A 15,377-nucleotide genomic window follows, 5' to 3' on the forward strand; every position below is an offset into this window, starting at 1 on the left:
GTGAGTCCTCATACTACGCCTTCCGGGATCTGACCTGTCCCACACTTCCCATAGGAGTATCACCGTTTTCCCCCGCCCCTTTGTCATGGAAGATTCACGAAACCACTACTAAAAGGTCAGATCGGATGATTAGGGAAATAGAATATAGGATTCAGTACGTAAACGCTTGATCCAGAGTGCTTTAAACCTCTAACGCTTGGAAAGTGGAAGGCTTTCCAAATTGGTACGGGAGTTCGTTTCTCATTTCCCAGCCACCCCTGACACTCAACATGACAAACAAACCCCGAAACATTTTGAAACAGAGTCTTACACAATCCTGCCATATTGTTGAACACTGGTTTGTTTATTCTGAACCACAAGGGGAATGAAGATGGTAAATCCCAACAGGAGGTCATTTTCATGCAGCAACATAAACTATACATTAACGGAGAATATACAGAATCAAACGGATCAGAATGGATTGATATCCTAAATCCGGCGACTGAAGAGGTCATCTCTCAAATACCTAAAGGAACCGAAGGCGATGTCAATCGAGCGGTGAAAGCAGCGTTTGAAGCCCAAAAAGGGTGGGAACTAACACCGAATATTGAACGCGGAAAAATCGTCAGGAAACTCGGAGATCGTATTGAAGAAAACCGTGCGACTTTTATTGATTTACTACAAGAAGAGCAAGGGAAAGATTATGAGCTTGCCAGTGGAGAAGTAGACCTTGCCATTGATTATTTCCGTTACATGTCCGAGTGGGCACGTAGAATTGAAGGAGAAATCGTACCAAGTGATCGTAAGAATGAGAACATCTTCATTTATAAAAAGCCGATCGGAGTAGTAGCTGGAATCGTCCCTTGGAATTTCCCTATGTTCATTTTGGCTCGTAAAGTAGCAACGTCACTTGTAACAGGAAACACAATAGTATTAAAACCAAGTCAGCAGACACCAAACACCGCGATGGAATTCACAAAAATCGTTGACTCGATGGACGAAATTCCAGAAGGGGTTTATAACGTGGTGACAGGTACTGGTTCAGAAATCGGGAACACCCTTGCCTCTCATCCGAATGTACACATGATATCCATGACCGGGAGTGTGACAGCAGGAACGAAAGTAATGGAAGCAGCGGCACAAAATATTACGAAAGTGAATCTGGAGCTTGGAGGGAAAGCACCTGCCATTGTCACGGCTAATGCGGACCTGGATGTTGCAGCTGAGAGCATTACGACATCCCGTCTCGCTAATAATGGACAGGCGTGCACAAACGCTGAGCGTGTCTACGTCCATGAAAGTGTCGCGGAGGAGCTTATCGCTAAGTTACGTCATAAATTTGAATCAGTGACCATGGGCGATCCTCGTGAAAATAAGGAAGCGGATGTCGGTCCTCTTGTAAGTAAAGATCGTCTTGAAGAAGTGGAAAACATGGTAAAAGAAGCGGTCAATGCAGGGGCGAAGGTTGAAATTGGAGGAGAGCGTGGAGACATAGACAAAGGCTATTTTTATAAGCCGACAATTCTTACCAATGTAAACCATGAAATGCAGATTATACAGGAAGAGATCTTCGGTCCTGTCATCCCTGTGGCGACATTCAAGACATTGGATGAGGCGATTGAAAAGGGAAATGATACAGAATACGGATTATCTTCTTCTGTTTATACCGAAGACATGAATGAAGCCATGCGTGTCGTGAATGAACTGAAGTTCGGTGAAACATTCGTCAATCGTGAAAACTTCGAAGCTGTCCAAGGCTACCATGCGGGAATGAGGAAGTCAGGACTTGGTGGAGCGGACGGAAAACACGGAATGGAAGATTTCCTTGTCACTCAAGTCGTTTATATGCAGTATAAAGATGATAAAAAATAAGAAGAAAAAGAGCTGCGATCCTTGTCGCAGCTCTTTTTTATCGGTTATCGATTTTTTCAGGATAAAGGTCGTGATTCATCAAGCGATGATCCGCCAATTGTTCAAACTTCGTGCCAGGTTTTCCGTAATTGCAGAATGGATCAATGGAAATCCCACCACGAGGTGTGAACTTGCCCCACACTTCAATATAACGTGGATCCATTAAATCTATCAGGTCGTTCATGATTGTATTCACACTATCTTCATGGAAATCCCCGTGATTTCGGAAGCTGAAAAGGTAGAGTTTGAGTGACTTACTTTCCACCATTTTCACGTTTGGAATGTAGCTGATGTAGATGGTTGCAAAATCAGGCTGGCGGGTCTTCGGGCAAAGGGTTGTGAATTCCGGACAGTTGAATTTGACGAAATAGTCACGGTTCGGGTGCTGGTTATCAAATGTTTCGAGGACATCCGGGTCATACTCGAAAGAATAAGAATTTCCTTGGTTACCAAGGAGTGATAAATCAAGGTCTTGATCGTTGCGTCCTGGCATGAGTCATGCTCCTTTTTTTAATGTTTTTTCAATAAAAAAGCCGCAGCGGCTAAGGGCTGCGGCTTATCAAAAGACGTGGTCCTTAGTTTTTTATAGAGGGGTTAGCTAAGAAACCTCTATTATGAAGCTATTATGCTCGTTTCATTATATAAACAGAGAAGAATGCTGTCAATTTACCTCGTTCCCTTGTCCTAATTCTGTAAATCTTTGGAGATAACTCTTTAAATATGAGTAGAAATCCCCTACAATAGAAGTAATTCATAAAATTTTCAGAAAAGTATGCAGTTCGTGGCTCTGAAAGGATCAGAGCTTTCTTCAGCCACAAAGGGAAAACGTTTACAAAACATTCTTATGAGGTGATGATGAATATGGACATGAAACCAATTCCAGCTCGATCAGGCAATCACAACATGGAAAACTACAAAGAAGCGTATGAGAATTTCCAGTGGGAAGAAGTGAAAGAACAGTTCTCATGGAACGAGACAGGCAAAGTGAACATTGCCTATGAAGCTGTCGATCGCCATGCAGAAAACCCTGATAAGAAGGATCAGGCAGCTCTGATCTACTCTGCACCGGATAGAGAAGAGACCCTTACTTTTGAAGATTTGAAGCTGAAAAGTAATCAATTCGCAAATGTACTGAAAAAACACAATATAGAAAAGGGCGATCGTGTCTTTCTTTTTATGCCGAGAAGCCCGGAGTTTTATGCAGCATTCCTTGGTATTCTTAAAGTAGGAGCAATTGCTGGACCGCTGTTTGAAGCATTTATGGAACAAGCCGTACGAGACCGCTTGGAAGACAGTGAAGCGACGATGCTCATTACGACTCCTGAATTGCTTGAGCGCGTGCCGGCGGATGAGCTTCCGAATTTGAAGCAAGTCGTGCTTGTCGGCGGCGATGCCCCGGGTAACTACATTTCTTATGATGAAGAAATGGAGAACGCATCGGAGGAATTTGATATCGAGTGGGTAGACCTTGAAGACGGGATGCTCCTCCACTACACCTCTGGTTCAACAGGCAAGCCGAAAGGAGTTTACCACGTTCACAATGCCATGCTCCAACATTACCAAACAGGTAAGTGGGTGCTGGATCTTAAAGAAGACGATGTGTACTGGTGTACAGCAGACCCAGGCTGGGTAACAGGGACAAGCTACGGAATCTTTGCTCCATGGTTGAATGGTGTGACGAACGTCATTCGTGGTGGGCGTTTCAGTCCTGATGACTGGTATGGAACGATTGCAGAGAAAAATGTTTCTGTCTGGTATTCCGCTCCGACAGCTTTCCGTAAACTATTGAGTGCTGGAGAAGACGTGGCGAAAAAGCATGACCTATCTTCCCTTCGCCATGTTTTAAGTGTAGGTGAGCCTTTGAACCCTGAAGTTGTGACATGGGGACTTTCGGCCTTCGACTTACGCATCCATGACACGTGGTGGATGACGGAAACGGGAGGCATGTTGATTTGTAACTATCCTGCGATGGATATGCGTCCAGGATCCATGGGTAAACCGTTCCCTGGCATTGAAGCTGCCATTGTTGATAATGAAGGGAACGAGCTACCTGCCAATCAAATGGGGAACCTGGCAATCAAGCAGGGATGGCCGTCCATGATGCGGGCCGTTTGGAAGAACCCAGGGAAATATGAAAGTTATTTCTTAAATGGTTGGTACGTTTCTGGGGACAGCGCCTACCAGGACGAAGATGGTTATTTCTGGTTCCAGGGACGTCTTGATGATGTCATCAACACTTCCGGAGAACGTGTCGGTCCATTTGAAGTGGAAAGTAAGTTGATTGAACACGAAGCGGTAGCAGAAGCAGGAGTCATCGGGAAACCTGATCCTGAACGCGGGGAAATCATCAAAGCGTTCATCACTCTTAGAGAAGGGCATGAACAATCCGATGAACTGCTCGAAGACATTCGTCAGTTCGTCAAAAAAGGTTTGAGCGCCCACGCCGCTCCAAGGGAAATTGAAATCAAAGATACGATTCCTAAAACACGTAGTGGTAAAATCATGAGACGTCTCCTGAAATCTTGGGAGCTTGGTTTACCGACAGGCGATACCTCTACTCTTGAAGAGTAACAGAAGAAAGCACAGCCCGCTTCAGGGCTGTGCTTTTCATTTTTTGGGTGCTCGTCTGGAAAGTTGTTTCACGTGGAACGAGCAAGCCGAGAACCAAAATTTCATAAACCCTATGGTAAGATGTGGATAGATATTACATAGATTGCAGGTGGCACAATGAAGAAAGAAGGATCTACACGGTTTTTGGACGGCTCATTAGAGACTGTTCAATGGTTCGTATTTTTGTTGGCGAGTGCAGTTGCTCTGCCCATTGTTATTGGTTCTATTTTTGAATTGAATTTCAATGAAGTCTCAGGATTGATGCAACGGACATTTTTTGTCGTGGGCGTCGCTTCCTTCCTACAAGGTGTTTTTGGACACCGTCTCCCAATTATGGAAGGGCCCGCCGGCCTATGGATCAGCATTTTTGCCGTCATGGCCTATAGTGGGGCGCAGTCGGGCGACAGCTATATGGAAACCTTACAAGTTCTCCAGGGGACGATGATATGGACGGGGATTTTTTTATTCCTCTTTGGTATCTTCCGTTTGTCGCACCGTGTGCTCTTTGTTTTCACACCACTCGTTACGGGTGCTTTTTTATTTTTACTGACCGTCCAATTGAGTGGAACGTTTCTTAAAGGGATGTTAGGGATTCAGCAGTCGACAGAAGCGGTGGATGGAAAGCAGGCGCTGGTTGCTTTTGTTACGCTTGCGCTTGTGATCGGTCTATCGATTATGGGAAAAGGATGGTTGAAAAGTTTCGCTGTTTTGATTGGAATTGCTTTCGGTTGGGTATTGTATGCCATGACTTTCAATGGAACTGCCCATGATGAAACCGGAGGGAGCTCAGTTTTTTCTCTGCCTGAGTTTTTTGCATGGGGGCCGCCTCATCTGACCTGGGGAACGCTTCCTTTGGGGTTTATTACCGCTGTAATTTTATTGTCAAATCTGGTGGCGTCGATCATTGCGGTGAGTCATACCGTTTATGGAAAGCCGAAGTACACCTATGATCAGGTCAACAAAGGAAGCAGCTTTCTAGGGATTAATCATGGAATTACAGCTGCGTTTTCAGCAGTAGCTAACGTTTCTTTGGCATCCTCTTCGGGTTTCATGCAATTGACCGGGCAAAAAAGGAAACGCCCCTTTTTATATGCGTCTCTATTATTAGTCGTATTTTCGTTCTTCCCTCCGGTGGTAGCATTTATTTCTGGCATTCCCGCACCGGTAGCAAACGCAGCTTTGCTCGCAACTTTTGTCCAATTGATGGGGCTTGGATTGTCCAACATGACGAGTGAAACGCTGGATGAGCGGAGACTTACGATTTTAGGACTTTCTTTCTTATTGGGAATTGGGCTCATGTTTCTCCCGCCGGAGGCTTTCAATGGTGTGCCCGCAATATTACAAAACTTACTGAGCAATGGACTGCTGGTCGGGACTGTCCTCGTCATCGTTCTGGACCGGCTTTGGAAAGAATCAAACACGTCATCATAGGGAAAAGTGATGGTACAAGGAAGTGATGGAATGGAAAATAAAATATATGATGTCATCGGGATCGGAATCGGTCCTTATAATTTAGGAATGGCCGCATTGCTTGATCAGACGGAAGAGTTGGATGCTGTCTTTTTTGACAAGACCCCTGAATTTATCTGGCATCCAGGTATGCTTATTGAAACGATGGATCTGCAGGTTCCTTTTTTAGCGGATCTTGTTTCGTTTGCGGACCCGAAAAGCCCTTATACCTTTATGAATTATTTGCATGAGCATGACCGGATGTTTCCTTTTTTCTTCCACCGTCATTTTGAAATTCCACGTCAAGAATACAATCACTACATGCAGTGGGTGGCTAAGCAGTTGGATGGTCTATTTTTCGGACATACCGTGGTTGACGTGAGGGACCATAAAGATGCAGAAGATCCCCATTATGAAGTGGTGGTAAAAGAAAGAGCGACCGATGAGAAAAAATACTATCAAGCTAAGCACGTTGTCATGGGGACTGGGAGTGAACCGTTGATCTTGGACGGAATGGACCGGTTACCGAACGAAGATGTGATGCATACGAGCCGCTACCTTTTTGAAAAAGATCATTTACTGAAATCAAAACACGTGACCATTGTCGGTTCGGGGCAGAGTGCTTTAGAGGTATTCCTTGATTTATTAGAAGAGCAAGACAGACAGTCAGATATGAAGTTAAGCCTCTTTACGAGATCGGGAGGTCTTTTTCAATTGGACACGGCTAAGTTCGCTCAGGAAATGTTCACACCAGAATTCGTGGATTACTTTCACGCCCTTAGTCTTCATCAACGGAAAGATGCCCTCGATACGCTTGGCCCTCTAAGGAAAGGGATTGATCCTGATACACTCACAAGACTTTATACAAAACTTTACCATCGCACAGCCGGTATGAAGGATAGTCGTGTTCTTATCCAACCGATGACTGAAATTACAGGGATTGAGGCGAAAGAGGACGGAAGTTATCACCTGCAATGTAAACAGTGGCAGGAAGAAGTCGAGTACACGTACCCTACAGATAAAGTTGTGCTGGCCACAGGGTATAAACCTCATTTTCCTGACTGGTTCATGACCCGCTTCAAAGATCAAATTGAATGGGAAGAGGAAGGGATGTATAAAGTATCGCGTGATTATCAGCTCCTTTTCAACGATGATCGCAACCATCATTTCTTTACGCTGACCAACCTCGTCCACTCCCATGGAGCAGGAGCTACGAACTTAGGGTTATCCGTACACCGGAACGTTCATATCATCAACACGATTGCAGGGAGAGAATTGTACAGGAATCAATCGGATACAACGTTCCAGCAGTTTTCCATGAAAGAGTTTAAATAACCATAAAGTGGAAAAGTGGTTTAAAATCATCTCATGGGGGAAGATATCCTATGTGTTCAAATCCAACCCATACATTCAAGGAGATGATTAGATATGAGTAAGATTGCTTGTGTCATGACGTCCATGTTTGAAGATGTAGAATATACACAACCGGCAGAAGCTTTCTCAAACGAAGGCCATGAAGTAACGACCATTGAATGGGAAGCAGGCAAAGAAGTAGAAGGAAAACAAGGAGAAGCTTCCGTTAAGATCGATACATCCATTGATGATGTGAAACCGGAAGACTTTGATGCTTTGTTTATCCCTGGTGGTTTTTCACCTGATATTCTGCGTGGGGATGAGAAATTCGTTTCCTTTGCGAAACATTTTATGGATGAAAAGAAACCTGTATTCGCAATCTGCCATGGCCCACAACTATTGATTACGGCTAAAACCCTCGAAGGGCGCACAGCGACAGGGTTCAAATCTATTTCCGTTGATATGGAATATGCAGGCGTCAACTATGAGGATAAAGAAGTTGTCGTTTGTCAGAATCAGCTGGTCACAAGCCGCCAGCCCGATGACATTCCAGCCTTCAACCGCGAAGCATTAAAACTCTTGAAATAAAAGAAGAAAGGCCATGAGGGAACTCCCCCATGGCCTTTTTCTTCGTCTCAATAAATCAACCGTCTCTTTACACAAAAGCTTCCTATTATGACAGACTCAGTTGCGAAACTTTTGTGGATGGGAGGGGGATGCGGTGAACAGCTTGCTTTCTAAGGGAGCGCGGTGATCCTCCTCGTACTGCGTCCTGTGGGGTCTCAACATGCACTTTTTCCACAGGAGTCTCGCCATTCACCTCCGCCCCTTTGCCATATAAGTATCTTGAAACACTTTCTGGAATAAGCTGTTTTTATCCATATGGTAATTGGAGGGGAATCTACTACCAAGGCAGCTATTATGCATGCGGAAAGCTTCTCCCCAGCCACCCCTGAGGCTCAACCCGGGTAACGAACCCCGAGAACATCTCAAAATTGAGTCTTACACAATCCTGCCATATTGTTAAAAAACGTTTACCAATACAGTACCAATTTTGTAACCTCCTATTGTAGAGAGGAGAAGAAAGTTCCTATATAATGAAAGGAAGATCATAGATCGTTCTGTATTACATACATGCACCGCATTGAAGAAGGAGGACCAAACGATGATTGTCATTGAGAAAGAACAATATTTTCACATGATTACGCAGCATGAGCATGCCAAAATTTCAGCCCAAATCGTCGCTCATTGGAAGAATAATTTTTTATTGCGCTCTAAATTGAGAGAAGAAGCAGATTGGGCGATTGAGCAGCACGATAGAGCCTGGATTCCACTGGATGATCATCCAGAATGGAATGAAGAAAAGCAGCGGCCATATACGTTCGTCGATTATCCGTTAGAGAAAAAACTGCAGGCCTACCAACGTGGAATTGAAGAGGTAGCTGACCGCTCATTGTATGCTGGTATGCTTTGCAGTATGCACTATGCGTCGTTCTTTTCTAAAGATGACAAGAATCCTGCTGTACAGACGTTTTTAGCTGAAGAAAAAACACGTCAGCAGGATCTGTTCGAATCAATGGAAATGGACATTCCCTATGATATCTATGACCTTCATTTCCGCCGGCTGCAATTTTGTGATGATTTGTCTCTTTATGTATGCATGCAGGAACCTGGAACACCCAAGGAAGAAGAAGTTCCATGGTTTAAAAACGGCTTCAGACAGTCCTTTGATTTCGCTCCAGGTGGCATGAATGCCCACTGGGTGGATAAAGAGAAAGTTTCCGTCTATCCTTTTCCATTTGAAAAGCCATTCAGCATAGAGGTTCCCTACCGTCCAGTTTTAAAAAGGGAAATTGAAGAAAAAGGTCTATCCCAGGCGTTTCACAATACAGAGGTTCAAACCCACGCCGTTACTTTTGTGAAAAAAGAATAGTCACTTACATGTTCAAGAGTGTAAGCGACTGTTTGATGTTTTGCCTGATCGTTGCAGGCAAGGAGCATCTCCTTATTTCTTATCAATACTGAATTGTCCATCAAGCAACACCCAGTTTTGAGGGAAGGAAAGACCAAGTTTCCAGTAACTGATGCCAAGAAGGCCACGATCTTTTATTAAGTCGAACTTTCGTTGAATGGATCGCGCATCTTCAAACCATACTTCGTGTTTTTTCACAGCATCATCCGTATAAGTGAAGTAAGGGGCCTGCTCTTTTTGATCATAAGAAATCGGCACATTGTTTTCTCTCGCAATTTGAATCGCTTGCTGTGGACTGATTGCCTTTGCAAATTCTCCACCTGGTTCATAAGGAAGGGTCCAATCATACCCATATAAGTTTTGACCGAGAAGAATCTTTTCTGCCGGCATTTCTGTCAACGCATAATCGACCACTTCTGTCACGGGACCGATAGGAGCTACGGCACGTGGAGGGCCGCCGCTATATCCCCATTCATAAGTCATTAATACAACGAAATCTACAATCTCTCCGTGGGCTTTATAGTCATGGGCTTCGTACCAGGCTCCTTTTTGATCGGCACTTGTTTTAGGAGCAAGAGCGGTTGATATGAGTAACCCCTCTGCTGCCAATCGCTGTTTCGCTTTCCTCAAAAACTGGTTATAGTTCTCTTTCATTTCAGGAGGGAGAAACTCCATATCAAAGTGGACATCTTGAAAACCTACTTGTTTAGTCGTTTGAATGATGTTGTCGAGCAGTTTATCCTGAAGAGCTTCATCAGATAGGATTTTCCTTCCTAATTCAGCACTGAATCCATCTTCGGCAAGGTTTGTGACAACCATCATAAGAGCGGTATCGTTTTGTTGAGCAATTTCCTTAAAATTATCAAGCGGCGGAGCTTTTAACGAAGCGTCTTCCTGGATTTCATAACTGAACGGCGCCAGGTAAGTCAGCGAACCCGCCCTATTTTCAGCAGAGGCGCGAAGTGTGTCGGATACTTCCCCCCCGTAGGGCTCGATGTAGGCATTCGCCGTAATCGGACGCGGTGGTTCATCGGGGATGTAGAGACGTAACCCAACAGAAAGAGGAGCCCCGACTTGAAGTCCGTTTACCTGGGCCAGCTTTTCAGCCGTGGTATTGAACTTCTGAGCAATGGAATATAAGCTGTCCCCTTGCTGGACAAAATAAAATTGGCCGACAATCGGTATAACAAGAGCCTGACCGATGACAAGGTCACCTGGGGTCTCGAGCTCATTTGCCTCAATAATGGCATTTGGCGTACTATCATAGAGACCAGCAATGGAGAATACTGAATCTCCTTCTTGAACGACGTGAATTTGCATATGGATTCGCTCCTTTCTCATCTTTAATAATGTATGAAAGAGGAAAACAGAATTATTCTTGAAAATCACAGGAGGAACATCATGCTTGACGATGAACATTATATGAAACTTGCTTTAGAGGAAGCAGAAAAAGCAGAGTTGGAAGGGGAAGTTCCAATTGGTGCTGTTATTGTAAAAGATGGGGAAGTCGTCGCCAGAGGATACAACCAGAGAGAAACATCCCAACTGGCTTCGTCTCATGCCGAATTTATAGCAATTGAAAGGGCAAACCAGCAAATAGGAAGCTGGAGGCTTGAAGAATGTACATTGTATGTCACTTTAGAGCCTTGTCCAATGTGTGCAGGTGCTATCTTACAATCGAGAATTCCAAGGGTCGTTTATGGTGCCAAGGATCCAAAAGCAGGTTGTGCAGGTACGCTTCTTAATCTATTAGATGACGATCGCTTCAATCATAAATCAGAAGTTCTACCGGGAGTTATGGAAGAAACATGCGGAAAAATGTTAACAGATTTCTTCCGTCATCTGCGTGAGCGCAAGAAAAATAAGCCATCGACTAATAATTAACAGTGTTTTATCATTGCATTTTTCCTGAAAACTCGCTATACTTGTTAATGCCGTGCTAAGCGGGGAGGTAGCGGTGCCCTGTACTCGCAATCCGCTATAGCGAGGCCGAATCCCCATCCGAGGTGGTGCGGCCTTAAGGTCTGCCTTATGTGAGTGGTGTTGACACCCAGGTCCTGCGCAACGGGAACCAGTGAATCCTGTCAGGTCCGGAAGGAAGCAGCAGTAAGCTGTCTCTCCCGTGTGCCGTGGGAGTGCCTGGGTCGAGCCACAACCATAAGTAACGCTTAGGGCCACATCATCGAAGATGGGTGCACGGCATTACATAAGCAACCATAAAGAGCTGTTATGATTTATTCATAACAGCTCTTTTTTTATACCTATTTTCGAAGGTTCACATCCGAACCTTGAATCAGGTATAATGAGGAAGAGACTATAAAGGGAGAACGGTTTTATGAGCTATCAGGCTTTATATCGCGTATGGCGCCCGCGAAATTTTGAAGGAGTCGTCGGACAAACGCATATTACACGGACACTGCAGAATGCGATTGAGCAGAATAAATTTTCGCATGCGTATTTATTCTCTGGCCCGAGGGGGACAGGGAAAACGAGTGCTGCCAAAATTTTCGCCAAAGCCGTCAACTGCGAGCGTTCCCCTGTAAAGGAACCGTGTAACGAGTGTGATGCTTGTCTTGGAATTCAGGATGGATCCATTTCAGATGTTATTGAAATTGACGCGGCTTCAAACAATGGCGTCGAGCAAATCAGGGAAATCCGGGACAAGGTTAAATATGCTCCCAGTGCAGTGCCTTACAAAGTGTACATCATTGATGAGGTTCATATGCTTTCCATGGGGGCTTTCAACGCTTTACTGAAAACGTTGGAAGAACCACCAAAACATGTCATATTTATACTTGCAACAACAGAGCCTCATAAAATTCCGTTAACGATTATATCCAGATGTCAACGATTCGACTTTAAGCGGATTTCGCAAAAAGCGATGGTTGAGCGGATGGAAAAAATCACATCGGTTGAAGAAATCGCTATTGCTAGAGAAGCGCTGGAGATTGTGGCGCTCACAGCAGAAGGTGGAATGCGTGATGCGTTAAGTCTTCTTGATCAGGCGATCTCCTACAGTGAAGATGAAGTGACGATTGAAGACGTTCTGGCCGTTACGGGTTCGGTTTCTCAAAGTAAATTAACAGCGGTTTTGGAGTCGCTTCACAACCAGGATGCAAGAGCAGCCCTCGAAGCGGTGGATGACTTGATTCAACAAGGGAAAGATCCTGGCCGTTTTGTTTTCGATCTGATTTATTATTTGAGAGACCTGCTTTTATTCCAAAGTGCTCCGGACCTTGAGCACAATTTGGAAAGGGCGATTCCTGATGAAGGTTTCAAACGTTTATCGGGTGAATTGTCTCCAGGTTGGATTCAGCAAGCCATCCGCGAGTTGAATCGTTGTCAGCAGGAAATGAAATGGACGACGAGCCCGAAAGTTTTCATTGAAATTGCCATGCTTAATTTGGTGGAAGTTCAGGAGCAACCTTCTCAAGGACAGCCTGTGCAGTCAGAAGCGGTGGATCAGCTGGCTAGAAAGATTGAAGGCCTTGAAAAAGAGCTGGCAAGCTTGAAAGAAAAAGGAGTCAGTGCAACGGCGCAGCCACAATCCGCGCCGAAAAAGCGAGCTCCTGCAAAATCAGGGAAAAAAGGGTATAATGTTCCCTATGAACGTATTCGCCAAGTGTTGAACGAAGCTTCTAAGGAAGACATTAAGAACGTTCAGGGACGCTGGGCGGACTTCATGGAAGCTTTAAAGCGGACGAATGCCCCTGCCCATGCAACGCTCTTGAATAGTAAGCCAAGGGCTGCCTCTTCTAAGGCACTGGTGCTAGCCTTCCGGTATGATATCCATTGTTCATTGGCATTGGAACATCAGAAGACAATTGAACCATTGCTTACTGAATTCATCGGCAAACCGATGACGATTATACCGATTCCTGAACCGAACTGGCAGGAGATTAGGGAAGAATTCGTCCGTAAACAGAAACAATCATCTGACGGTGGGACTGGAGTAGAAGGAGAAGAAAGTGAAACGTCCCCATCCCAAACGGGTGAAGAGGATCCTTTAGTTTCAGAAGCCCGGAAATTGGTCGGAGATGATTTAATAGAAGTACAAGATTAACAGCTATTTAAAGGAGGAATGCTCCATGCGTGGTGGAGGAAACATGAATAACATGATGAAACAAATGCAAAAAATGCAGAAGAAAATGATGAAGGCTCAAGAAGAGCTTTATGAAATGACATTCGAATCTTCTGCAGGCGGCGGTATGGTAAAAGTGACAGCGAACGGAAAGAAAGAAATCACCGACGTGGCTATTGATGAAGAAGTCGTTGATCCAGATGACGTAGAAATGCTTCAAGATTTGATCATTACAGCTACAAATGACGTATTGAAGCAAGTAGATGACAAAACGAATGATACTATGGGACAATTCACGAAAGGTATGCCTGGAGGAATGTTCTAGGAGGAATTTTCATGTATTACCCTGAACCGATATCAAAACTGATCGACAGTTTTACGAAACTGCCAGGAATCGGACCGAAGACCGCTGTTCGCCTGGCTTTTTTCGTTTTAGAAATGGAAGAGGATGATGTCCTCGACTTCGCCAAATCACTGGTCAATGCTAAGAGAGAACTTACGCACTGTTCCATTTGCGGGCACATTACCGATCAGGATCCTTGCTCCATCTGCCAGGATGAATCAAGAGACCAAACGTTGATTTGTGTTGTACAAGATCCTAAAGATGTCATTGCTATGGAAAAAATGAAAGAATTCAGTGGGAAGTATCACGTACTTCACGGCGCGATCTCGCCTATGGATGGCATCGGCCCAGAAGATATCAACGTAGCAAGTCTAATCAACCGTTTGAAAGATGAGGGAATTGAAGAATTGATTCTCGCAACGAACCCGAACATCGAAGGAGAAGCGACAGCGATGTATATTTCCCGTCTCGTGAAACCTTCTGGTATTCGCATGACGAGGATTGCTCATGGTCTTCCGGTTGGGGGCGACCTTGAATATGCAGACGAAGTGACCCTGTCCAAAGCTCTTGAAGGACGAAGAGAACTTTAGGGGGGAGAAGACTTGTTCAGCAGAAAAAAAACAGTAAAAAAAGAAATGGATCGAGAACTCCTCCTTCATATTAAAGAATTGAAGCGGGAGTGGGAAACTTTAAACACGATCATTGAACAGAGCATCGAACCGAGCGACGACGGATTGAATGATTTAGCCGTCGCCAAAGCGAAGTATTTCTACCTATTAAGAGAAGCGAGATTCAGAGGGATCAACGCTTTGTCTTAATTGATGTACTACCCTCTTGTCTACGAGCATAGACTGTTGATAGAACAGTTTCTTGGACAAGGGGGTTTTTTATGGATCCGGTGCTCGTCATTCTCTTATTAGGACTAGCCATCCCATTACTACTCATTATAGGCATGCCGGCTAAACCGTTGAAGGTTGTGGGACAAGTGATGACAAGACTGATTGTGGCCGTTATTCTCTTGTTTTTTGTGAACCTTTTCGGAGCTCAATTTGGTCTACATGTTCCAATCAATGGTTTTACAGCAACCGTATCAGTTATCTTAGGGGTTCCTGGGGTTTTATCTTTAACAGCTATTCATTTTTGGATTATATAAAAGGGCGAAGTTTCATACTTCGTCCTTTTTATTTTTCGGATATCCCTTTTATTAAAACTTTCCTCATTATATGATTTATCTTCTGGGTACATTAAAAACTCCCCTCATATGGAAAGATCCACTGAGAGGGAAACATTCTTTGAAAATATGTATCTTTTTTTTGAAAAACTATTGCGTCATCCGAAATGCCATGATATATTATTACTTGTCGCGTTAAGAGAGCGGCAAGCCGCAAACGGCTTAACAAAATAAATCATAAAAAGTTGTTGACGAAAACAACTACACATGATATATTAATTAAGTCGCTGTTTTGAAGCGGCAAACAAAACATTTGATCTTTGAAAACTGAACGAACCAACCAGTACGTCAAAACATTTCTTCTTTATAGAAGAGATTTGAAACAAAGCACATTCGGTGTGCAAATGAGCAAGTCAAACTTAACTTTTATGGAGAGTTTGATCCTGGCTCAGGACGAACGCTGGCGGCGTGCCTAATACATGCAAGTCGAGCGCGGGAAGCGAGTGGA

Annotated in this window: 14 protein-coding genes, 1 rRNA gene and 1 other RNA gene; 14 read left to right on the forward strand and 2 right to left on the reverse strand. The window is 44.3% G+C overall.

All coding sequences use genetic code 11. From position 1 onward, the window contains the following. Positions 1–399 precede the first annotated feature (399 nt). On the forward strand, positions 400–1,851 hold the full coding sequence (aldA, locus tag K2225_RS11605; protein WP_220584868.1) for an aldehyde dehydrogenase: 1,452 nt from the start codon (positions 400–402) through the stop codon (positions 1,849–1,851). A gap of 37 nt (positions 1,852–1,888) precedes the next feature. On the opposite strand, the gene queF is transcribed toward aldA, so the two are convergent. Beyond that, positions 1,889–2,383 (reverse strand): preQ(1) synthase, encoded by a 495-nt coding sequence (gene queF / locus K2225_RS11610; RefSeq protein WP_220584869.1) that lies wholly within the window; start codon positions 2,381–2,383, stop codon positions 1,889–1,891. 368 nt (positions 2,384–2,751) lie between these two features. Between queF and acsA the strand changes: the two genes are divergently transcribed. From acsA to K2225_RS11635, 5 genes are all read left to right on the forward strand, one after another. Further along, positions 2,752–4,461, forward strand: coding sequence for an acetate--CoA ligase (gene acsA / locus K2225_RS11615; RefSeq protein WP_220584870.1), 1,710 nt, complete (start codon positions 2,752–2,754; stop codon positions 4,459–4,461). A gap of 156 nt (positions 4,462–4,617) precedes the next feature. After that, positions 4,618–5,931, forward strand: coding sequence for a purine/pyrimidine permease (locus K2225_RS11620; RefSeq protein ID WP_220584871.1), 1,314 nt, complete (start codon positions 4,618–4,620; stop codon positions 5,929–5,931). A gap of 30 nt (positions 5,932–5,961) precedes the next feature. Next, the gene (locus tag K2225_RS11625) at positions 5,962–7,284 is read left to right on the forward strand and encodes a lysine N(6)-hydroxylase/L-ornithine N(5)-oxygenase family protein (protein WP_220584872.1); all 1,323 of its coding nucleotides are present in this window, start codon (positions 5,962–5,964) and stop codon (positions 7,282–7,284) included. A gap of 93 nt (positions 7,285–7,377) precedes the next feature. Continuing rightward, positions 7,378–7,890: a type 1 glutamine amidotransferase domain-containing protein gene (locus K2225_RS11630; protein ID WP_146814444.1), complete on the forward strand. Its 513-nt coding sequence runs from the start codon at positions 7,378–7,380 to the stop codon at positions 7,888–7,890. A 577-nt stretch (positions 7,891–8,467) separates the two neighbouring features. After that, entirely contained in the window at positions 8,468–9,235 is a 768-nt protein-coding gene (locus tag K2225_RS11635; protein ID WP_220584873.1) for a DUF3891 family protein, read from the forward strand. Positions 9,236–9,307: 72 nt separating this feature from the next. Here K2225_RS11635 and K2225_RS11640 read toward each other — a convergent pair whose 3' ends face one another. Continuing rightward, on the reverse strand, positions 9,308–10,594 hold the full coding sequence (locus K2225_RS11640; protein WP_220584874.1) for a glycoside hydrolase family 18 protein: 1,287 nt from the start codon (positions 10,592–10,594) through the stop codon (positions 9,308–9,310). Between the two features lie 81 nt (positions 10,595–10,675). Between K2225_RS11640 and tadA the strand changes: the two genes are divergently transcribed. The 8 genes from tadA to K2225_RS11680 form a co-directional block, all read left to right on the forward strand. Continuing rightward, positions 10,676–11,158, forward strand: a complete 483-nt coding sequence (gene tadA / locus K2225_RS11645; protein WP_220584875.1) for a tRNA adenosine(34) deaminase TadA — start codon at positions 10,676–10,678, stop codon at positions 11,156–11,158. A gap of 50 nt (positions 11,159–11,208) precedes the next feature. Continuing rightward, positions 11,209–11,474, forward strand: an RNA gene (ffs, locus tag K2225_RS11650) — signal recognition particle sRNA large type. A 135-nt stretch (positions 11,475–11,609) separates the two neighbouring features. Beyond that, on the forward strand, positions 11,610–13,337 hold the full coding sequence (gene dnaX, locus K2225_RS11655) for a DNA polymerase III subunit gamma/tau (protein WP_220584876.1): 1,728 nt from the start codon (positions 11,610–11,612) through the stop codon (positions 13,335–13,337). Between the two features lie 25 nt (positions 13,338–13,362). Then, the gene (locus tag K2225_RS11660; protein WP_035507411.1) at positions 13,363–13,680 is read left to right on the forward strand and encodes a YbaB/EbfC family nucleoid-associated protein; all 318 of its coding nucleotides are present in this window, start codon (positions 13,363–13,365) and stop codon (positions 13,678–13,680) included. Positions 13,681–13,691: 11 nt separating this feature from the next. Continuing rightward, positions 13,692–14,288: a recombination mediator RecR gene (gene recR, locus K2225_RS11665; protein WP_146814432.1), complete on the forward strand. Its 597-nt coding sequence runs from the start codon at positions 13,692–13,694 to the stop codon at positions 14,286–14,288. A 12-nt stretch (positions 14,289–14,300) separates the two neighbouring features. Then, a complete protein-coding gene (locus K2225_RS11670; RefSeq protein ID WP_146814430.1) occupies positions 14,301–14,516 on the forward strand; it encodes a YaaL family protein in 216 nt (71 codons plus the stop codon). Positions 14,517–14,587: 71 nt separating this feature from the next. Continuing rightward, positions 14,588–14,851 (forward strand): pro-sigmaK processing inhibitor BofA family protein, encoded by a 264-nt coding sequence (locus tag K2225_RS11675; RefSeq protein ID WP_220584877.1) that lies wholly within the window; start codon positions 14,588–14,590, stop codon positions 14,849–14,851. 443 nt (positions 14,852–15,294) lie between these two features. Then, positions 15,295–15,377 (forward strand): 16S ribosomal RNA (locus K2225_RS11680); the annotation flags it as partial.

Source organism: Halobacillus sp. Nhm2S1 (genome assembly GCF_019599545.1).
Classification (GTDB): domain Bacteria; phylum Bacillota; class Bacilli; order Bacillales; family Halobacillaceae; genus Halobacillus.